This window comes from Luteimonas sp. KH_071 (genome assembly GCF_057838005.1).
This window is the reverse complement of the sequence record NZ_CM174458.1, coordinates 3,670,102-3,690,457: the sequence shown is the minus strand read 5'-3', so window position 1 is coordinate 3,690,457 and position 20,356 is coordinate 3,670,102. Positions and strand designations below refer to the sequence as shown.

At 68.5% G+C, this 20,356-nt stretch carries 15 protein-coding genes; 9 read left to right on the top strand and 6 right to left on the bottom strand.

The window, feature by feature from the left end; genetic code table 11:
- Positions 1 to 2: 2 nt before the first annotated feature.
- Complete coding sequence (hrpB, locus tag AC3IRM_RS16950) at positions 3 to 2,555, top strand: ATP-dependent helicase HrpB (RefSeq protein WP_489204258.1); 2,553 nt, start codon at positions 3 to 5, stop codon at positions 2,553 to 2,555.
- A gap of 212 nt (positions 2,556 to 2,767) precedes the next feature.
- Positions 2,768 to 3,124, top strand: a complete 357-nt coding sequence (locus tag AC3IRM_RS16945) for a hypothetical protein (protein ID WP_489204257.1) — start codon at positions 2,768 to 2,770, stop codon at positions 3,122 to 3,124.
- A gap of 269 nt (positions 3,125 to 3,393) precedes the next feature.
- Here AC3IRM_RS16945 and AC3IRM_RS16940 read toward each other — a convergent pair whose 3' ends face one another.
- The 3 genes from AC3IRM_RS16940 to AC3IRM_RS16930 all read right to left on the bottom strand — a co-directional run bounded on the left by AC3IRM_RS16940 (position 3,394) and on the right by AC3IRM_RS16930 (position 6,186).
- Positions 3,394 to 4,533: a hybrid sensor histidine kinase/response regulator gene (locus AC3IRM_RS16940; protein ID WP_489204256.1), complete on the bottom strand. Its 1,140-nt coding sequence runs from the start codon at positions 4,531 to 4,533 to the stop codon at positions 3,394 to 3,396.
- Positions 4,534 to 4,651: 118 nt separating this feature from the next.
- On the bottom strand, positions 4,652 to 5,188 hold the full coding sequence (locus AC3IRM_RS16935; protein WP_489204255.1) for a pseudouridine synthase: 537 nt from the start codon (positions 5,186 to 5,188) through the stop codon (positions 4,652 to 4,654).
- A gap of 143 nt (positions 5,189 to 5,331) precedes the next feature.
- Positions 5,332 to 6,186, bottom strand: coding sequence for a class I SAM-dependent methyltransferase (locus tag AC3IRM_RS16930; RefSeq protein ID WP_489204254.1), 855 nt, complete (start codon positions 6,184 to 6,186; stop codon positions 5,332 to 5,334).
- Between the two features lie 181 nt (positions 6,187 to 6,367).
- Between AC3IRM_RS16930 and AC3IRM_RS16925 the strand changes: the two genes are divergently transcribed.
- Positions 6,368 to 7,318, top strand: coding sequence for an aldo/keto reductase (locus AC3IRM_RS16925; RefSeq protein WP_489204253.1), 951 nt, complete (start codon positions 6,368 to 6,370; stop codon positions 7,316 to 7,318).
- An 85-nt stretch (positions 7,319 to 7,403) separates the two neighbouring features.
- Positions 7,404 to 8,426 carry an NADP-dependent oxidoreductase gene (locus AC3IRM_RS16920; protein WP_489204252.1) on the top strand — a complete coding sequence of 341 codons (1,023 nt, stop codon included), beginning with the start codon at positions 7,404 to 7,406 and terminating at the stop codon, positions 8,424 to 8,426.
- Between the two features lie 768 nt (positions 8,427 to 9,194).
- On the opposite strand, the gene AC3IRM_RS16915 is transcribed toward AC3IRM_RS16920, so the two are convergent.
- Positions 9,195 to 10,247, bottom strand: a complete 1,053-nt coding sequence (locus tag AC3IRM_RS16915; protein ID WP_489204251.1) for a LysR family transcriptional regulator — start codon at positions 10,245 to 10,247, stop codon at positions 9,195 to 9,197.
- A 438-nt stretch (positions 10,248 to 10,685) separates the two neighbouring features.
- On the opposite strand from AC3IRM_RS16915, the gene AC3IRM_RS16910 reads away from it, so the two are divergent.
- The 5 genes from AC3IRM_RS16910 (at position 10,686) to AC3IRM_RS16890 (ending at position 18,380) form a co-directional block, all read left to right on the top strand.
- Positions 10,686 to 11,459 (top strand): SDR family oxidoreductase, encoded by a 774-nt coding sequence (locus AC3IRM_RS16910; RefSeq protein ID WP_489204249.1) that lies wholly within the window; start codon positions 10,686 to 10,688, stop codon positions 11,457 to 11,459.
- Positions 11,456 to 12,640, top strand: coding sequence for an efflux RND transporter periplasmic adaptor subunit (locus AC3IRM_RS16905; protein WP_489204247.1), 1,185 nt, complete (start codon positions 11,456 to 11,458; stop codon positions 12,638 to 12,640). Before AC3IRM_RS16910 ends, AC3IRM_RS16905 begins: the two co-directional genes overlap by 4 nt.
- A gap of 226 nt (positions 12,641 to 12,866) precedes the next feature.
- Positions 12,867 to 16,052: an efflux RND transporter permease subunit gene (locus tag AC3IRM_RS16900; RefSeq protein WP_489204246.1), complete on the top strand. Its 3,186-nt coding sequence runs from the start codon at positions 12,867 to 12,869 to the stop codon at positions 16,050 to 16,052.
- Positions 16,053 to 16,152: 100 nt separating this feature from the next.
- Complete coding sequence (locus AC3IRM_RS16895) at positions 16,153 to 16,902, top strand: SDR family oxidoreductase (RefSeq protein ID WP_489204245.1); 750 nt, start codon at positions 16,153 to 16,155, stop codon at positions 16,900 to 16,902.
- Positions 16,899 to 18,380 carry an efflux transporter outer membrane subunit gene (locus AC3IRM_RS16890; RefSeq protein ID WP_489204244.1) on the top strand — a complete coding sequence of 494 codons (1,482 nt, stop codon included), beginning with the start codon at positions 16,899 to 16,901 and terminating at the stop codon, positions 18,378 to 18,380. Before AC3IRM_RS16895 ends, AC3IRM_RS16890 begins: the two co-directional genes overlap by 4 nt.
- A gap of 18 nt (positions 18,381 to 18,398) precedes the next feature.
- On the opposite strand, the gene AC3IRM_RS16885 is transcribed toward AC3IRM_RS16890, so the two are convergent.
- Both AC3IRM_RS16885 and AC3IRM_RS16880 read right to left on the bottom strand, forming a co-directional pair.
- On the bottom strand, positions 18,399 to 18,716 hold the full coding sequence (locus AC3IRM_RS16885; RefSeq protein WP_489204243.1) for a hypothetical protein: 318 nt from the start codon (positions 18,714 to 18,716) through the stop codon (positions 18,399 to 18,401).
- 234 nt (positions 18,717 to 18,950) lie between these two features.
- Complete coding sequence (locus AC3IRM_RS16880; RefSeq protein WP_489204242.1) at positions 18,951 to 20,339, bottom strand: T6SS phospholipase effector Tle1-like catalytic domain-containing protein; 1,389 nt, start codon at positions 20,337 to 20,339, stop codon at positions 18,951 to 18,953.
- Between the last annotated feature and the right edge of the window lie 17 nt (positions 20,340 to 20,356).

Here is a 20,356-nt window from a genome sequence, read left to right as displayed (position 1 = left end):
CGATGCGTGACGTCGTTAGCCTGTGCGCCGTGACGCATGCCGCCGCTCCCGTCTTTCCCATCACGTCGTTGTTGCCGGAGATCGTCTCCAGCCTCGCCGTGCATCCGCGTCTGGTGCTCGAAGCGCCGCCGGGCGCGGGCAAGACCACGCAGGTGCCACTGGCGCTTCGCGACGCGGATTGGCTGGCCGGGAAGAAGATCGTGATGCTGGAACCGCGACGCGTCGCCGCGCGTTCGGCGGCGACCTTCATGGCGCGCCAGCTCGGCGACGAGATCGGCGGCCTCGTCGGCTATCGCATCCGCTTCGAGCAGCGCGTCAGCGCGCGCACGCGGATCGAGGTCGTCACCGAAGGCATCCTGACTCGAATGCTGCAGGACGATCCGGAACTGCGCGACGTCGGCGCGCTGCTGTTCGACGAATTCCACGAGCGCCATCTCGCCGGCGATCTCGGCCTCGCACTCGCGCGCGACGTGCAGACGGGTCTGCGCGAAGACCTGCGCCTGGTGGTGATGTCGGCGACGCTCGACGGCGCGCGCATCGCGACGTGGCTCGACGCGCCGCGGCTGTCGAGCGCGGGCCGCAGTTTTCCGGTCGAGGTGTCGCATGCGCCGCCGAAGCGGGACGAGGCGCTCGAACACCAGGTGCGCCGCGTACTCGTCGACGCGTTGGCGTCGCAGCCCGGCGATGCGCTGGTGTTCCTGCCTGGCCAGCGCGAGATCGCGCGCTGTCGCTCGCAGCTCGAAGCCGCGTTACCCGGCGACATAGAACTGCTGGCGCTGCATGGCGAACTGCCGGTCGATGCGCAGACGCATGTGCTGCAGCCGTCGACCGATGGCCGTCGCCGCGTGGTGCTGGCGACCAACGTCGCCGAGAGCAGCGTGACGCTGCCGGGCGTGCGTATCGTCGTCGACAGCGGCCAGGCGCGCGAGCCGCGTTTCGATCCCAACAGTGGCTTCTCGCGGCTGGAGATCGTGTCCATCTCGCAGGCCTCGGCCGATCAGCGCGCCGGCCGCGCGGGGCGCGTCGCCTCGGGGGTCGCGCTGCGCCTGTGGCCGGAATCGCAGCGGCTCGAACCGCAGCGGCGGCCGGAGATCGCGCAGGTCGATCTGGCCGCGCTCGCCCTCGAACTCGCCGCCTGGGGCGATCCATCGCTCGCGTTTCCGGACGCGCCGCCGGCCGGTGCGATGGGCGCCGCGCACGATCTGCTGCAACGCCTCGATGCGCTGGATACGCGGGGCGCGATCACCCAGACCGGGCGTCGCATGCTCGCGCTCGGCACCCATCCACGTCTCGCGGCGATGCTGCTGGCCGGCGCGGATGCCGGCGAACGTGCGCTGGCCTGCGATCTGTGTGCGCTGCTGGAAGCGCGCGATCCGCTGCGGCCGCTGCCGGGTGCGCCGCGCTCGGATGGCGTCGCCGCGCGCTGGCAGGCGCTGGCCGCATTCCGCAGTGGACGCACGCCGGCCGATGCGCAGCGCGGCGCACTCGCCGCGATCGATGCGGCCGCGAAACAATGGCGGCGACGTCTGAAACTCGACGCCGCGCCGCCGTCATCCGCACCGGCGCACGTGCTCGGGGATCTCCTCGGCCACGCGTTCCCGGATCGCATCGGCTATCGCCACGCGCGCGACGATGCGCGTTACACACTCAGCAACGGGCGCATGGCGCGCCTGTTCGACGACAGCACGCTGCGCGGTGAGACATGGATCGTCGCCAGCGAGCTGCGCCACGAGGCCAAGGACGCCCTGCTGCTGCGTGGCGCGCCCATCGACGAGGCACGGTTGCGGCGGCAATGGCCGGAGCGTTTCACCGATGCCGACGAGACGCGCTGGGATGCCGAGCGTCGTGCGCTGGTCGGCGAGCGCGTGCGCCGCTTCGACGGCATCGCGCTCGACGCGCGCGCCAATGGCCGCGTCGATCCGGCGCAGGCCGCGCAGGCGCTGAGCGATGCCGTCGGCGCATTGGGCCTCGATGTGCTGCCGTGGCGCGACGCCCTGCGCCAATGGCAGGCGCGCGTGCAGGCGGTCCGCACGTGGATGCCCGAACTCGCCTTCCCGGATCTCTCGGACGCGGCGCTGCTGGCGACACGCGATGCATGGCTGCGCCCCGCGTTCGCCGGCATCACCCGGCTCGATGCACTCGGCGCGGACGCACTGGCCGATGCCCTGCACAACCAGCTGGACTGGTCGCTGCGCCAGCAGCTCGAGCGTCTGGCGCCTGTGCGTATCACCGTGCCGTCGGGCATGGCGCGCGCGATCGACTACGCGGTCGAGGTCGACGGCACGCCAGCGCCGCCGGTGCTCGCGGTCAAGCTGCAGGAACTGTTCGGCTTGGCGAAGACGCCGGCTGTCGCCGATGGCCGCGTCCCGTTGACGATCCATCTGCTGTCGCCCGCCGGTCGCCCGCTGCAGGTCACGCGCGACCTCGCCGGCTTCTGGGAGCGGACGTACCCGGAGGTGCGCAAGGAAATGAAAGGGCGGTATCCGAAACATCCGTGGCCGGAAGACCCCTGGAACGCACCGGCGACCCATCGCGCGAAACCGCGCGGGACCTGAGATCCGTCGATCCGGACCTGTGGCGAGCTGCGCGATCATCGCGGCGGCCAGCCGGAATCTGCGCTCGCGACGCTGGACCCGGTTACGGATCGTGACGAGCGCATGGCCGAACGCCAGCACAACGGCCGTCGCGCTGCGCTGCAGCGATCACGCCAGATAGACAGCCGGTAACGAAGACTCCTCGTCCCACATCGGACATCCGAGGTCCTTCCATGAGCAAGTTCGAAGCGTTGTCCGACAAGGCACTGTCGCTGGTCGGCCAGGCAGGCGATAGCCTGCGTCATGCGATTCCCGATTCCGCCGAGAAGTGGCTGCAGACGGGCGTCGCGCTCGGTGCAGCACGCACCGGCACCAAGCTGGCCGGTGGCTTCCTGCGCCGCAATCCGGCGATTCTGGCGGCGACCGCGATCGGCGCCGGCCTGGTCTGGGTCGCGGCCCGCCAGTACAAGAAGCGCAAGGAAAACGGCGCGGTCGAAGGCAGTTCGCGCCGGATCGAGCCGACGCGTGCGCCGGCCCGCAAGCGCACCACCGCGCGCCGCGGCGCTGCGGCGTCGAGCAGCAACGACTGAGTTCGACAGGACACCCGTGCGCTGGCCATGCGGCCAGGCGCAGGTCGACCGGACGCGGGCGAAGGCCCGCGTTTTTTTATGCGCGCCGTTTCGAGGCGGGACGACGTTCACCCACGGCGGTCCGTGCCGGTGCATCCGGACGTACGGCGTGTCCCGCGCCTTGCGTGACAGGACCACGGGCACTGCGATCAGCCCCGGACATCTTGCGCGCGGCCTGATACCTGTTTGCTGTGCTTTGAATGCGTGCCGCGCGGTGCGCAGCGACGGACTCAGGTCGCGGACGTGTCGTCGCGCGTCGACAGCGGTTCGGCGTCGGCCGGAATCTCCGGCAGCTCGATGACGAACCGCGCGCCGCCGCCTTCGCGGTCCTCGTACCAGAGCTGACCGCCCAGGTCGACGATGATCTGCTTGGCCAGCGACAGGCCCAGACCACTCGAACGGCCGTCGTCCTTGCCGGCATGCGCCAGCCGCTGAAACGGCCGGAACAGCGCATGCTGCTGATCGCGGGCGATACCGGGACCACGGTCTTCGACCAGCAACTGCCAGAACCCCACGCCACCGCCCCGCAGCGAGATGTCGACGTTGCTGTCGGGGGCGTACTTGATCGCGTTGGTGATGAGATTCTCGGCGACCTGGCGCAGCACCAGTCCGTCGATGGCGACCATCGGCGCCGCGTCGGGCGCACGTACCTGCAGCTGCACGCCGCGATCTTCGAATTGCATGCCGTAGCGCGCGATGATCCACTCCAGCACATCCCGCAGACCGGTGGCCTGCATGGCTTCTGCGGCCTTGCGCGAGGTGTCCTGGGTTTCCAGATAACGGCGGATGTAGCCGAGCGCGTCTTCGGCGCTCTCGTGGATCATCTTGTGGTAGCGCGGAATGCGCTCGGGCTTGGTCTCGTTCTTGACCAGCATGTCGCTGGCGAACCAGATGCTCGACAGCGGATTCTTCAGATCGTGGGCGACCAGGTTCACCAGTTCCTGGCGCTCGCGCGCGATGCGCTCGAGGCGGTCGCGGGTCTGCTTGAGGCCGACGTGCGCGTTGACGCGCGCCAGCAGTTCCTCGGGCATGAAAGGCTTGGTCACGTAATCGACCGCGCCGGCGTCGAACGCGCGCAGCAGCAGTTCGCGATCCTGGGCCACGGTGAGGAACACCACCGGCAGGCGCAGCAGGTCCGGGTTCTGCTTGATCTCGGCCAGCAGCGCGAAGCCGTCCATGTTCGGCATCAGCATGTCGAGCAGCAGCAGATCGGGCTGGCGCGATTCGAGCATCGCCAGCGCCTCGGCGCCATCGGGCGCCGTCTGCACTTCGTAGCCGTGACGGCTCAGCAGCGAACTGACGACACGCAGGTTCGCAGGCTGGTCATCGACGACGAGGATGCGACCGCTGGCGTTTGCAGAGTTCGGCATGGGGCTCCGGGGTGGCCCCGAACGGGGAGTGGGCGACACGCGTCGAACGCGCGCTGTCCGCCCGGCACGTTAACAGAAAGCCGGTCGATTGCGGGGCCTGTCCGGACCGTCGACGCCCCTAGATCACCCGCCAGGCGCCGGGCACGAGATCGCCCAGCGACCAGTCGCCGATCGCCACGCGCACCAGCCGCAGCGTGGGCAGGCCCACCGCAGCGGTCATGCGTCGTACCTGACGATTGCGGCCCTCGGCAATGGTCAGTTCCAGCCATGCATCGGGCACGGTCTTGCGGAAGCGCACGGGTGGATCGCGTGGCCACAATGCGGGTGGCGATGCGAGCAGTGTGGCGTGCGCAGGTCGGGTCGGGCCATCGTTGAGCGTCACGCCATCGCGCAGCGCCTGCAGCTGGTCCGGCGTCGGCGCGCCTTCCACCTGCACGCGATAGGTCTTGGCCAGCTTGTGGCGCGGGTCCGTGATGCGGTGCGCCAGAGTGCCGTCATCGGTGAGCAGCAGCAGGCCTTCGCTGTCGTGATCGAGGCGGCCGGCGGCGTAGACATCGGCCGGCAGGCCGAAGCCGGCCAGCGTGGGCCGAGGCGGCGTGCTGCGGTCGGTGAACTGGCAGAGCACGCCGTAGGGCTTGTTGAAGGCGATCAGCATGGCACCTGCACTCCGGGCGGATGCGCCGCGTGCCCCATGTCCCCGGTGTGGGCCGACACCGGTCCATGCGCGACGACGGCACGAGTCGTCGCAGACGACCCGCGCCGACGCCACACCCAGCGCGCATCACCCGTCAACGCAGCTCAGGGCTTTACGAACCGCAGCGTCATCCGGTCGCTTTCGCCGATCGCCCTGTACTTCGCGGCGTCCGCGGCATCGTGGCGGTTCGCCGGCGGCAGCATCCACACGCCATTGGGATGGTCGCGGGTGTCCTTCGGGTTCGCGTTGACCTCGCTGCTGCCGTCGACGCGGAAACCCGCGGCCTGGGCGAGCGCGATGACCTGCGCGGTGCCGACATAACCGCTGCGGTCGTCGGCCGGCACGTCGGCCTTCGCCCGATGTTCGACCACGCCCAGCACGCCGCCCGGGCGCAGCACATCGTAGAAGCCCTTGAACATCGCCTCGGCCTGACCGGATGCACGCCAGTTGTGCACGTTGCGGAACGTCAGCACCACATCGGCGGAGTTCGAGGGGCCGAAGCGCGGTGCCTTCGGGTCGTAACTCACCATGCGTGCGCGGTCGAACTGTGCGGGCGCGGCGTCGAAGCGTGCCTGCAGGCCGTCGCGCTGGCTGGTCTGGTAATCGCGGCCGCGGCCTTCGGCGGCACTCGCCGGATCCACCATCGCGGCGATGTAGCGGCCGTTGTCGCGCAGATACGGCGCCAGCACCTCCGCGTACCACGCGCCGCTGCCGGGCGTGATCTCGATGACGGTCTGCTCCGGACGCACGCCGAAGAACGCCAGCGTTTCGCGTGGATGGCGGTACTGGTCACGCGCGCGGTTCTCGGCGCTGCGCCAGTCGCCGGCGAGGACGGTATCGAGACGGGCGACATTGCTGGCATCGAGATCGGCGGCCGAATCGGCGGGCACCTGCGGTGCACTGGCGCAACCGGCGAGGGCGATCAGGGCGACGGCGCAGAACGACAAGCTGCGTTGCATGGGCGGAACTCCGGACGCGGACGTGGCGCAAAGGGTGCCACAAGCCGTGTGGCGAAGGTCGCCGTCCGTCGCGCCGCGCCTGCGACAGCATGCCGGAACACAGCTTTGCGTGCTTCGTGGTGTCGTGCATGCGGCAGGCCTGCCTATGCTGTGGCGATTGTTTTGCACACAGGAGCGGCACATGTCGGAACGCGAACTCGGGCGCTCGGGCCTCAAGGTCTCGCCACTGGCGTTCGGAGGGAACGTCTTCGGCTGGAGCGCCGACGCGGCGACGACGCATGCGCTGCTCGACGAATGCGTCGCGCTGGGCCTCAATCTCGTCGACACCGCCGATGTCTATTCGGCCTGGGTCGACGGCAATGCGGGCGGCGAATCCGAAACCCTGATCGGCCGGTGGTTGCAGGCGAGTGGCAAGCGCCAGCGCGTGGTCATCGCCACCAAGGTCGGCAAGTGGCCGCAGCGCAAGGGGCTGTCGCCGGCCAACATCCAGGCTGCGTGCGAGGACTCCCTGCGACGCCTGCAGACCGATGTCATCGATCTCTACCAGGCGCACGAGGACGACCCGACGGTGCCGCTGGCAGACACGCTCGGTGCATTCTCGCGTTTGATCGAGCAGGGCAAGGTGCGGGCGATCGGCGCGTCGAACTACACCGCGCCGCGTCTGGCTGAAGCACTGGACGTGTCCAGGCGCCACCACATGCCGCGCTACGAGACGCTGCAGCCCGAGTACAACCTCGTCGACCGTGTCGGCTACGAAGCCGCGCTGGAACCGCTGGTGCGCGAACACGGGCTCGGCGTGATCGGCTACTACTCGCTCGCGAGCGGGTTCCTCAGCGGCAAGTACCGCACAGACGCCGATGCGGCGAAGAGCAGCGCCCGCGGTGCGCAGGTCGTGAAGCAGTACCTCAACGCGCGCGGCAAGCGCGTGCTCGCCGCACTCGACGATGCCGCATGCCGACACGCGGCCACCGTGGCCCAGGTGGCGCTGGCGTGGCTGATCGCACGGCCGGGCGTGACCGCGCCGATCGTCAGCGCGACCAGCATCGCCCAGCTGCGCGAACTGGCTGCGGCACGCACGCTACTGTTGACGAAGTCTGATATCGCCGCGCTCGACGGCGCCAGCGCCGGCTGAGCGACACCAGCGCGCGCAACGGCGTTTGACGGCGCTGCACGCGCGCATGCGCTATGAAGGGTCTCCAATCGAACAGGCCGCCCCCATGAGCGACGCCACCGCCACCCGCATCGTCCTCGCCGCGCGCCCCACGGGCGCCCCCCGACCCGAGGATTTCAGGCTCGAAACCTTCCAGCTGCCGGCGCCGCGCAACGGCCAGGTGCTGCTGCGCAACCGCTGGCTGTCGCTCGATCCCTACATGCGCGGCCGCATGAACGCGGGGCGCTCGTATGCGGCGCCGGTCGAGATCGGCGAGGTCATGGATGGCGGCACGATTTCGGAAGTCGTGGAGTCACTGCACCCGGCCTGGGCGCCGGGCGATCTCGTGCTCGCGCACGCAGGCTGGCAGACGCACGCCGTCGTAGACGGAGAAACCCTGCGACGCAAGCTCGATCCCACCGGCCTGCCCCCGCAGACCGCGCTCGGGGTGCACGGCATGCCCGGGTTCACCGCGTACGCCGGCCTGCACGAAATCGGCAAGCCGCAACATGGCGAAACCGTGGTCGTCGCTGCCGCGAGCGGGCCGGTCGGCGCGACGGTCGGCCAGATCGCGAAACTGCACGGCGCCCGCGCCATCGGCATCGCGGGTGGCCCGGACAAGGTTGCCCATGTCCGCGACGATCTCGGTTTCGACATCGCGCTCGACCACCGCGCCGACGACTTCGCCGAGCAGCTCGCGGCCGCGTGCCCGGACGGTATCGACGTCTACTTCGAGAACGTCGGCGGCAAGGTCTTCGACGCCGTGCTGCCCCTGCTCAATGACTTCGCTCGCGTTCCCGTGTGTGGCCTCGTTGCCCACTACAACGACACCGCACCACCCGCCGGTCCGGATCGCGTGCCGCAACTGATGGGCCTGATCCTGAGCCGGCACCTGACCGTGCGCGGCTTCATCCAGCGCGATTTCATCGCGCTCTACCCCGAGTTCGTGCGGGAGATGGGGCAGTGGTTGCGCGATGGGCGCGTGCGGTATCGGGAGGACGTCGTGGAGGGTCTGGAGAACGCGCCGGAGGCGTTCATCGGGATGCTGGCGGGGAAGAATTTCGGGAAGTTGCTGGTCAACCTGGGCTGATTTTTGCGCCTCGCGCGCTGACGTTCTTCGCCTCTGCGTTTCCGCTTGCGCTCTGCGCTTCGGGCTTTTGATCTCCTTAACGCACCCGCACCCACGCTTACCCGGAGGGCGTCGGCCATGGATGGCCGGCGTTTTCCGACCGAGGCAGGATGCCGAGTCGGAAAATCCAGATGCGCTAAGAGCCGCGGGCTTCGGACGTGTCGGGGAGACGTTTTTCTTTGGTTCCGTTTCTTTTGGCGTTAACCAAAAGAAATGAACTCGGCCGCGTCAGCGGACGAAAGCGGTTGATCTTGCTCCGCGCTGAGGCGGGTCGCTCCGCAATCAAAAGCGAACATCAAAGTCCAACGCTTCCACTCGCCTTGCGGCGAGCGGGTTCATTTCTTTTGCTGGCCCCACGCACGCAGTGCGAACGGCGCAGCCGGCCCCGAAGGGGCGAGCATCGCAGATGCGAGTCAAAGAAACGGAACCAAAGAAAAGGGCCAGCCCCGAGGGAGCAAATCCGGCCAGTCATTCGTTCCGGGATTTCTCGACTCGCCATCCTGGCTCGGTCGAAGAACGCCGCACTTTGCCTGCTTCGCAGTCAAAGACCGGCCCGCGCTCGCAGCGCGGGCGCTCCATCGGCGTGCGAGCCGTGGCTCGCAACTCGCGCCTCGTCGCCCATGTGCGGCGCCCTACGGGTCTGCATGCAGACGCGATGGTGTTCCGGCGAGCAACCGCGAAGAGCGAAGAGCAGAGCAGGCACACCGCCTACGGCGCGTGCCAGAAAAATTACCTGCCGACCGGCACAACTTCTTCCTCGACATCCACCACCGGCGCCACCGCACGCCGCGTCGCCTTCTCCAGTTGCGCGAGCGCGACCTTGCCCGCCGTCCTGGCTTCCATCGCCTGCTGCTGCACCTTGCACAGCGTCTGCATGTGGTCGGCGTCGAAGTTCAGGCGGTCGATCAGGAAGTCCACGAACGCGCGGACCTTCGGCGAGACCAGACGGCCGCCGGGGAAGACGGCATTGAAGTCGACCTCCGGGCCGGTCCAGCCGGCGAGCACACGCTGCACCATGCCGGCTTCGACGAAGGCCTTGGCCATGACGTCGCCGGTCAGCATCAGGCCTTCGCCCTTGATCAGGGCCCAGTTGAGCGCGGCGGGATCGTTGGCGACGAGCTGCGGGTTGACCGGGAAATCGCGCAGCGCGCGACCGTCGGTCAAGGACCAGACGAAGCGGTTGTTCGCGTTGTGGCTCTTGCGCATCACCAGCGTACGGTGGTGCTGCAGGTCGTCGGGGTGCAGCGGTTCGCCGTGCTGCTCGAGATAGGACTGGCTGGCGAACACCTGCGTGCGCAGGCTGCCGAGCTTGCGGGCGACGAGGTTGGAATCGGGCAGGGTGCCGATGCGCAGGGCGAGATCGGCTTCGCCTGCAATCAGGTCGAGCTTCTCATTGCCCATGTGCATGTCGAGCTGGATCTCGGGGTACTGCGCCTGGAAGTCGCCGAGCAGCGGCGCGATCCAGGTGATGCCGATCGAGTACGGCACGGTGAAACGCAGCCAGCCGCGTGGGCCGGACTGCAGCTGGGCGACGGCGCTCTCGGCGTCTTCGAGTCCGCGCGCGATGCGCTGGCAGTGCTCGTGATAGACGCTGCCGGCCTCGGTCAGGCCGAGCCGGCGCGTGGTGCGGTTGAGCAGGCGCGCGCCCAGTCGCTGTTCCAGTTCCTGCACCTTGCGGCTGACGGTGGTCTTGGGCAGTCCCAGCGCGTTGGCGGCCGCGATGAAGCTGCCCTGCTCGACCACCTTGACGAAGATCAGGGTCTCGTTGAGATCGTGTGCCATGTGGAACTCCTGAAGCGGGCGCGCGCACGGTGCGCGAAGGATTGGACCGTGACGGGGATAATTATTCCCTCGAATAGGGACTAATCAAGTCCCCTTTCGAGGCGGATGATCTGCGGCATCCCCCGAGTCGACGCCGCCCATGTCCGCCCCCCGTCCCGCCGCGCCCCCTGTGCCACGCCCCGCGAACGCCCCCGCGCGTCGCCGCGGACCGCATATGGAAATCCCGCCGAATCAATCGTCTAGCGCGCGGATTGCGACCCCCAAGCGGCTCCAGGCCGGTCATGCAGGCTGGGGCTGGCTGTGGTCCTGGCTGCCCGGCAATGCCCGCCGCCGCAGTGCTCCGGCATCGATCGAAGACCGGTTTTCGGGAGACAAAATCCCATGAAAGGGACAATCAAGGCGCCTCTGGTGATTGTAGGCGCCACCGGGATGGTCGGAATGCGCCTGGTTGCGCAGGCCCTGGCTGCCGGACGCCGCACGATCGCGGTCGCCAATGACGCCGATGCGCTCGACCGTCTGCAGGCCCGATACGGCGCCGCGCTGACCACCCTGTCCGCCGATATCCGTAGTGACGGTGACGCCGCCGATCTCGCCGCGCGCCTGCATGCATTGCCTGGCCCGGCGCCGGGCGCGGTGATCGCGGCGATCCGCGGCGCGGCCGGCAGCCGGCGTGTGCTCGATGCACCTGCGGACTTCCTGCGCCGTCGCCTGGACGAAGACCTGCTGCCGCACCTGTCGATCGCGCGCCATCTGCTGCCGCTGCTGGCGACGCAACCGCGCGCCGGCTACGTCCTGATCGGCGGCCCGGGCGCGGACCATCCATGGTCCGGTTACGGCCATCACTCGATCGGCGCGTCCGCGCTGCGGATGCTCGCGCGGGTGCTGCACGAAGAAGCCCGCACCCTCCCGGTGCGCGTGCAGATGCTCGCCGTCGATTCGCCGGTGCGCTGCGATGCCAACGCGGCGACTGCGCGCGCGCAGTGGCCGGATGTCGACGCGATCGCCGACCACGCGCTGCGCCTGGTCGATGGCGCAGCGAACGCCGACGTCGCCCTCGTGCGCTTTCCGATCGGTGCCGCCGTCCGCCCGCCCGGCCTGTCCGACGACCTCGACGTCGGTCCATGCGCGCCCCCCAACCAACACCAGACCGACGCCAGCGCGCTGCTGCGTCGCCTCGCCACTGCCGCCTCCCCCCAGGAATCCCGCTCATGATCCGCACCCACATCACACCGCGCGCGTGGCGCGCCCTCGCTGCGACCGGCCTGGCCGTTGCCGTGGCGCTCGTCGTCGCCGGTTGCGACACCCAGGCCCAGGACCAGACCCAGCCGCCACCGCCGGATGTCGGTGTCGCCGCCGTGCTGTCGGAACAGGTGCAGGACTGGAATGACGCCACCGGCCGCATCGCCGCGATCGAAAGCGTCGAGCTGCGCCCGCGGGTCAGCGGTTACGTGCAGCGCGTGGCCTATGCCGAAGGTGATGAAGTGAAGCAGGGCGACCTGCTGTTCGTCATCGACCCGCGTCCGTATCGCGCGGCGCTGCAGCGGGCGGAAGCCGAGCTGGCCCGCGCCCGCGCCGATGCCCAGCTGGCGACCACGCGTCACACGCGTGCACAGCAACTGATCGATGCCAGCGCGATTTCGCGCGACGATTTCGAAGCCCGCAGCGCCGGCCGCGCCGAAGCCGAAGCTGCGGTCCGCGGCGCCCAGGCGGCGGTGGAGACCGCGCGACTGGATCTGGCATTCACCGAAGTGCGCGCGCCGGTCGCCGGTCGCGCCGGTCGCGCGATGCTGACCACCGGCAACCTCGCCCAGGCCGACGCGTCGATGCTGACCACCGTGGTCTCGCAGGATCCGGTGCACGTCTACTTCGAAACCGACGAGCGCACCTATCTGCGCCACCAGGCGATGTCGCGCGAAGGGACACGCACCAACGCCGACAACGCCGTGCGGGTGGGTCTGGCCGACGAGACCGGTTATCCACACGCCGGCACGGTCGACTTCCTCGACAACCAGATCGATCCGGCCACCGGCACCGTGCGCGCCCGCGCCGTGCTGCCGAATCCGGACCGTCGCTTCACCCCCGGCATGTTCGCCCGCGTGCAGCTGGAAGGCGCGGCCGCGCGCCCGGCCATCCTGATCGACGACAAGGCGGTGATCACCGACCAGGACCGCAAGTACGTCTACATCGTCGGTGAGGACAACACCGCGCAGCGCCGCGACATCGTGCCGGGCCGGATCGTCGAAGGTCTGCGCGTCGTCGAGTCGGGGCTGGCCGCGGGTGATCGCGTGATCGTCAACGGCGTGCAGAAGGTCTTCATGCCGGGCATGCCGGTGGCGCCGAAGGCGGTCGCGATGCGTGGCGGCCAGCCAGTCGAGGCGGTCGCGAAGCGCTGAGCTTCGCCGCGCCTCGTAAACACCCATCGTCATTCCCGCGAAAGCGGGAGGCGCTTTTCAACAGCGTTTCCCGCTGGTCATCCAGGGACTTTGATTCCAACAAGTCCTACGTCCATGGATGACCAGCCATTCGGCTGTTGAAGCACAACTCCCGCCTGCGCGGGGATGACGGGATCGTTTTTCCCGCTTTCTCTGCGGCCCCCGCGCCGCCCACAAGGATTTCCCCGTGGACTTCTCCCGCTTCTTCATCGACCGGCCGATCTTCGCCGCGGTGCTGTCGATCCTGATCTTCGCCGGTGGCCTGATCGCCATCCCGCTGCTGCCGATCGGCGAATACCCGGAGGTCGTGCCGCCGTCGGTGGTCGTGCGCACCGTGTATCCCGGCGCCAACCCGAAGGTGATCGCCGAAACCGTGGCGACGCCGCTCGAGGAAGCCATCAACGGCGTCGAGGACATGATGTACATCAAGTCCGTCGCCGGCTCCGACGGCGTGCTGCAGCTCACCGTGACCTTCAAGCCCGGCACGGATGCCGACGAGGCGGCGGTGCGCGTGCAGAACCGCGTGGCCCAGGCGCAGGCGCGATTGCCGGAGGACGTCCGACGGCAGGGCGTGACGACGCAGAAGCAGTCGCCGGTGTTCCTGATGGTCGTGCATCTGACCTCGGAGGACGGCCGCTACGACTCGCTGTATCTGCGCAATTACATGCGCCTGCACGTCAAGGACGAGATGGCCAAGATCACCGGCGTCGGCGATGCGCAGCTGTTCGGTGGCGGCGATTACGCGATGCGGCTGTGGCTCGATCCCGACAGGATCGCCGCACGCGGCATGACCGCGAGCGACGTGGTGCGCGCGGTCCGCGAGCAGAACGTGCAGGTCTCCGCCGGCCAGCTCGGCGCCGAACCGATGCCTAACGGCAGCGACTTCCTGTTGCCGATCAACGCCAAGGGCCGTCTCGAAAGCGTCGAGGAATTCGGCGACATCGTGCTGAAGTCCGGCGCCGACGGTGAGCTCGTGCGCCTGGCCGATGTCGCGCGCATCGAACTCGCTGCCGGTGACTACACGCTGCGTGCGCGCCTCGACGGCAAGAACGCGGCCGCGATCGGTATCTTCCAGGCGCCGGGTGCGAACGCACTCGACATCCGCGACGGTGTCGTCGCGAAGATGGACGAGCTGCGCCCGCAGCTGCCGCCGGGCGTCGAGATCCAGTCGATCTACGACACCACGATCTTCGTCCGCGATTCGATCAAGTCGGTCGTCGTCACCCTGCTCGAAGCCACGCTGCTGGTGGTGCTGGTGGTGATCCTGTTCCTGCAGACCTGGCGGGCGTCGATCATCCCGTTGATCGCGGTGCCGGTTTCGATCGTCGGCACGTTCGCGGTGCTGTACCTGCTGGGCTACTCGATCAATACGCTGACCCTGTTCGGTCTTGTTCTGGCGATCGGCATCGTCGTCGACGACGCGATCGTCGTGGTCGAGAACGTCGAGCGACACATCGAGCTCGGCGCGGCGCCGCTCGAGGCCGCGCACCGGGCCATGCGCGAGGTCTCGGGGCCGATCATCGCCATCACCCTGGTGCTGTGCGCGGTGTTCGTGCCGATGGCGTTCCTGACCGGCGTGACCGGGCAGTTCTACAAGCAGTTCGCGGTCACCATCGCGATCGCCACCGCGATCTCCGGCCTCAACTCGCTGACGCTGTCGCCGGCGCTCGCGGCGATCCTGCTGCGCTCGCACGACGCGCCGAAGGATCCCGCCTCACGCCTGATCGACCGGCTGTTCGGCTGGGCGTTCCGGCCCTTCAACCGCTTCTTCAACCGCAGCTCGCAGCGATACGAAGCTGGGGTGTCGCGCGTGCTCGGCCGTCGCGGCGCGGTGTTCCTGGTCTATGCGGTGCTGCTGGTCGGCGCCGGCCTGATGTTCAAGGTGGTGCCCGCGGGCTTCATTCCGGTGCAGGACAAGCTGTACGTGATTGCCGGCGTGAAGATGCCGGAAGGCGCGTCGATCGAGCGCACCGACGCGGTGCTGAAGAAAATGGCCGCACTGGCGAATGAAGTGGATGGCGTCGCCAGCGAGATCGCGTTCCCCGGACTCAACCCGCTGCAGTTCACCAACACGCCCAACAACGGCGTGATCTTCTTTACCCTCGATCCCTTCAGCGAGCGCGCGCGCAGCGCCGAGGAGATCACTGCCGAGCTCAACCAGAAGTTCTCGACGATCCAGGAAGGCTTCACCTTCGCCTTTATGCCGCCGCCGATCCAGGGCCTCGGCAACGGGTCGGGCTGGTCGCTGTTCGTCGAGGACCGCACGCGTCTGGGCTACGGCGAGCTGCAGGCCGCGGTGCAGGCGTTCCAGGGCGCGGCGATGCAGACGCCGGGTCTGGGCTATCCGATCAGCAGCTACCAGGCCAACGTGCCGCAACTCGATGCCGACGTCGATCGCGAGAAGGCCAAGGCGCAGGGCGTGCCGCTGACCGAGCTCTTCGACACCCTGCAGACCTATCTCGGCTCGGCCTATGTCAACGACTTCAACATGTTCGGCCGCACCTGGCAGGTCATCGCCCAGGCCGACGGCCAGTTCCGCGACGAGGTGACCGACATCGCCAACCTGCGCACGCGCAACGAAGCGGGCGAGATGGTGCCGGTGGGTTCGATGGTCAACGTCCGCCAGACCTACGGGCCGGACCCAGTGATCCGCTTCAATGGCTATCCCGCGGCCGATCTGCTGGGCGACGCCGACCCGCGCGTGCTGTCGTCGGGCGAGGCCATGGCCAAGGTCACCGAGCTCGCCGGGCAGGTCCTGCCGGCCGGCATGGGCATCGGCTGGAGCGACCTGAGTTACCAGCAGTCGAACCAGAGCGGCGCGGCCATGGTGGTGTTCCCGCTCGCGGTCCTGCTCGCGTTCCTGGTGCTCGCGGCGTTGTACGAGAGCTGGTCGCTGCCGCTGGCGGTGATCCTGATCGTGCCGATGACGCTGCTGTCCGCCCTGTTCGGCGTGTGGCTGGCCGGCGGTGACAACAACGTGTTCGTGCAGGTGGGCCTGGTCGTGCTGATGGGCCTGGCCTGCAAGAACGCGATTCTGATCGTCGAATTCGCCCGCGAACTGGAGCTGCAGGGCAAGGGCATCGTCGAGGCCGCACTGGAAGCCAGCCGTCTGCGTCTGCGTCCGATCGTCATGACCTCGGTCGCCTTCATCGCCGGCACCGTGCCGCTGGTGCTGTCGACGGGTGCGGGCGCGGAAGTCCGCTCGATCACCGGCGTCACCGTATTCGCCGGCATGTTGGGCGTGACCATCTTCGGCCTGTTCCTGACGCCGGTGTTCTACGTCGCGCTGCGCAAGCTCGCGAACACGCCGCTGGTCTCGCACAAGCCGGTTGCGCCCGCGCACGACGTTCCAGACACGAGTCTGCACGCATGACCGCCGCTGTTGCAGTGCGACTCGAACACGTTCGCCGCTTCAAACCCGACCGCGCCGATGCGCGCGGTCGCACCTCATATCCCCACCCAAGGAGTCACCCATGAGCACCTCGCCCCGCATCGCCCTCGTCACTGGTGCCACCCGCGGCATCGGTCTGGAAACCGTGCGGCAGCTCGCCGAGGCCGGCGTGCACACGCTGCTGGCCGGCCGCAATCGCGACCGGGCCGTCGAAGCTGCATTGAAGCTGCAGGCCGACGGCCTGCCGGTCGAAGCCATCGCCCTCGATGTCACCGACGCCGCGAGCATCGCCGCGGCGGCGAAGACCATCGAAGACCGCCACGGCCGGCTCGATATCCTGGTCAACAACGCCGGCATCGTCGCCGACGATGCGCAGCTCGGCGCCGCCGGGCAGTCGCTCGATACCTGGCGCACGACGTTCGAGACCAACGTGTTCGGGCTGATCGCCACCACCCAGGCGCTGCTGCCGCTGCTGCACGCATCCGAGGCCGGCCGCATCGTCAATGTGTCCAGCCTGCTCGGCTCGATCAGCGAGCACCAGAACCCGGACTCCTTCATCTACGACTTCAAGGGCGTGCCGGCCTACAACGTCTCCAAGAGCGCCGTGAACGCATGGACCGTGCACTTGGCCCACGTGCTCAAGGACGCCGGCATCAAGGTCAACACGATCCATCCGGGCTACGTGCGCACCGACATGAATAAGGCGGGCGATGAACAGAACGGCGAACTCGAGGTCGCCGACGGGGCGCGCACCAGCGTGCGCCTCGCGCTGATCGACGACGACGGCCCGACCGGCGGCTATTTCTATCTCGATCAGGTGCTGCCGTGGTGACGCGCCCGCTGATCACGGTGCTGGCGGCGGCGTTGCTCGCCGCCTGCGCGGTCGGCCCCGACCACGTGCGGCCGTCGATGGTGGTGCCGCAGACGTTCGAAGTCACGGCCGCGCCGGATGCGACTGCGGCGACCGCGGACACAGCGAGCACGAACACCACACCAGCCGTGGCCGACACCGCGTTCTGGCAGGCCTTCGGCGATCCGCAGTTGAACGCACTGGTCGACGACACTCTGCTCGCGAACCACGACCTGCGCATCGCGCTCGCCCGCTATGACCGCGCGAACGCCTTGCTGCGTGGCACACGCTTCGATCAGTTTCCGACGATCGACGCCAGTGGCACGGCCGCGAGTAATCGCGCGAGTGCCGACCAGGCGCCCGGCGTACCCCACGATGCACGCGACACCGACAGCTTCGAGGTCGGGATCGGCGCGAGCTGGGAACTCGATCTGTTCGGCCGCGTGCGTCGCAGCGTCGAGGCCGGACGCGCCGATGTCGCCGCGAGCGCGGACGATCTGCGTGCGTTGCAGGTCGCGATCGTCGGTGAAGTGGCGACGGCGTATCTCGATCTGCGCGGCCTGCAGGAACGCCTGCGCGTGGCGACCGAGAATGCCGGCAACCAGCAGCACACGCTGGCGCTGGTCGAAGCGCGTCGCAACGCCGGCCAAGACAGCGATTTCGACAGCGCGCGCGCCTCGGCGCAGGCCGCCTCGACCGCGTCGCGCATTCCGGTGCTGGAAGCCGAGATCGCCGTCGCGACCCACCGCATCGCCGTGCTGACCGGGCGCACGCCCGAGGCACTGCGCGCGCAGCTGAGTGTCGCGCGTGCATTGCCGGCGGTGCCGCGTGCGATCGATCCCGGTACGCCGGCCGACGTGCTGCGTCTGCGTCCCGACGTGTCCGCGGCCGAACATCGCCTGCACTCGGCAACCGCGCGTATCGGCGTCGCGACCGCCGATCTGTTCCCGCGGCTCACGCTGGGCGGTCTGATCGGCAGCCAGGCCGGCGACATCGACGCGCTGTTCGGCCGCGAAAGCGAGACGCGCCTGGTCGCGCTCGGCATCGACTGGTCGTTCCTGGACATCGGACGCGTGCGCGCACGCATCGCCGCTGCGGACGCGGACGCCTCGATGGAACTCGCGCGCTACCAGCAGACCGTGCTGCGCGCACTCGAGGACACCGGCAATGCCCTGGTGCGCTTCGAGCGCGCGCACCACGCCGACGTCGAACTCGAACGCGCCGCCCGCGACAGCGCCCGCGCCGCCCAGCTCGCCCGCATGCGGTTCGACGCCGGTGCGACCAGCCTGCTGGAAGTCCTCGACGCCGAGCGCACGCAGCTGCAGGCGGAAGACGCCTTCGCGTCCGGACGCACACGGACCGCGACCGATGCGGTGGCGCTGTATCGCGCGTTGTCAGGCGGCTGGCCGCAGACGGTGCCCGGGCAGGTGGCCATGGGCGCAGGCGAACCCCGCCCCTGAGCGGGGCGGCCGCATCTCTCAACCTTTGCGCGATTGCGGCAGGCTTTTGGGCGTCAGTTGCCGCTCCGCGTTCTGCCGGTCCCGCTCCATCTCCTCGGCCGAACGACAGACGCGGGTCGAACGATTCGAGCCGGTCTGTTTTTCCCGCCGGCAGATCTGCCTCGGCTCTTGCGCCGCGGCCGCTGCGTCCACCGCCGGGCGGACTTCGCCCGGGCTGCCCGGATCGGCCTGCAGGAGAGGGGCCGCGATCGACGCAAAACTGACCGTCAACAGGGAAGCTGCAACCGCGATCACTCTGGATGCCTTCATGGCGTCGTCCTTGGTGTTGGCTGACATACAGGGTAGTGCAATGTTCGACCCGGTACCTCCCGCGCAGGCCGGGATCCAGCCCCTTCCACGCGCCGCGCACGCTGTCCCGTCGCGCAGCTCCGGGCGTTGGAGCACGACGCCCCGGCAATTCTTGCTCCGCCCGAGGCAGGGGCCCCAGGAGTGCGCCCGGATGCGACGGATCTGGCCCGGTGCAGGATCGCCGCTCCCGGGACTCGGCCCGGTTCCAGCCCACCGAATCGATCAAAGCGCAGGCACATCCACCTGATGCGCAGGCGCCAGGCCGTGCGTACCGCTCCGCCCCGCGAATTCACGCGAGTGCCGCTCCAGCGCTTCGAAACCCTGCTGCAACCACGTCTGGCCCGTATCACTCGCAAGTTGCTCGCGCAGGCGTTCCGAGATCGCATGTCCATCCTCGCGCGCGGCGGCTGACAGCAGAGCACTCGCGAACGCGGATGTTTCCAGACCCGTATCCCGGACCGGCACGCCGCCATCGACAGGTCCGATCTCGACGCGTTGCCACGCCAGCGCCGCGGCCATCGTCTCGTTGCGCGGCATCGCGTCGCGGCAGTCGAGCCGGCAAAGCGTGGGCGGCGCCAGCAGATCCTGCATCGCGCGCGCACTATTCCGGTCGAAGATCGACGTGCCGTAGATCGCCGAGTGCTGCTCGGAGCGATGAATCACATATCGGTCAGGATCGTCGGGCAGCGCCCGCTTCTCCAGCGGTGGCGGACGGATCAATGCATTGGCGTAGTCGATCGCGAGATTTCCGCTCAGAACGCCCAGCCCATCCCGACGATAGCCGCCGCCGACATCACTGTGCGCGCCTGCGACGCTGACATTGAGAAAGCGACCATCCGCGGTCTGGCCGGGATCCGTGATCAAGGTGCCCTGGAACAGATTGCGGCGCTCGTCCAACGCGGTGATCTGGAAAGCGGACACGACGGATTCCGCGAGCCGCCGATCGCTCTGGCGGGGCGCACCGGTGCCGACCGGGTCAAGCAGCACAGCCGCCTGGACGACCGTGCCGGGCTCACGCAAGGGAGGATTGGGGTAAACGACCTGACCGACGATCAGGCCATCCGCATTGCGTTTGAAGACCGCATCCGTCGGATCTTGGATACCCCGCTCTTCCACCAGCCGGGTAAAGCCGGCCGCCTGCTCCGCGCCGCGGCTGAAGCCGGTGGCGAAGATGCGGATGTCGGCATCCGGGTTCTCGACCAGCCATTTCCGGGCCTGAGTCACGAACTGCAGATACATGTCCTCGATGCGTGCTTGATAGCTGCTTCCGGATGCAGCATCGATCAGCCCGCTGACACCGCCCTGCGTTCCCGGGCCTGCGACGTAACCGGCATGGATCGGGACAAAGCCCAGTCGATCTTCTGCATCGCGTGCATAGCTGCGGAACTGCTCGTCGACCAGGGCGATGTTGGTCAGTTTCTCCGGATCTCGCTTGCTGTTTCCTGTCCCATCGAATGAAGCAACAAACAGACGCTGCTCCAAATTGCGTTCATCCAACAGGACAGGCGCACTGAAGTTGGCCAACGACGTTTCGGCGTTGTCGAAGAGCGACAGCTGATCCCGTGAAACCGGATCAGCGCGCACCCCGTCCGGATGTCGATTTCCGCCCATCTTCCACCTCCATGTGG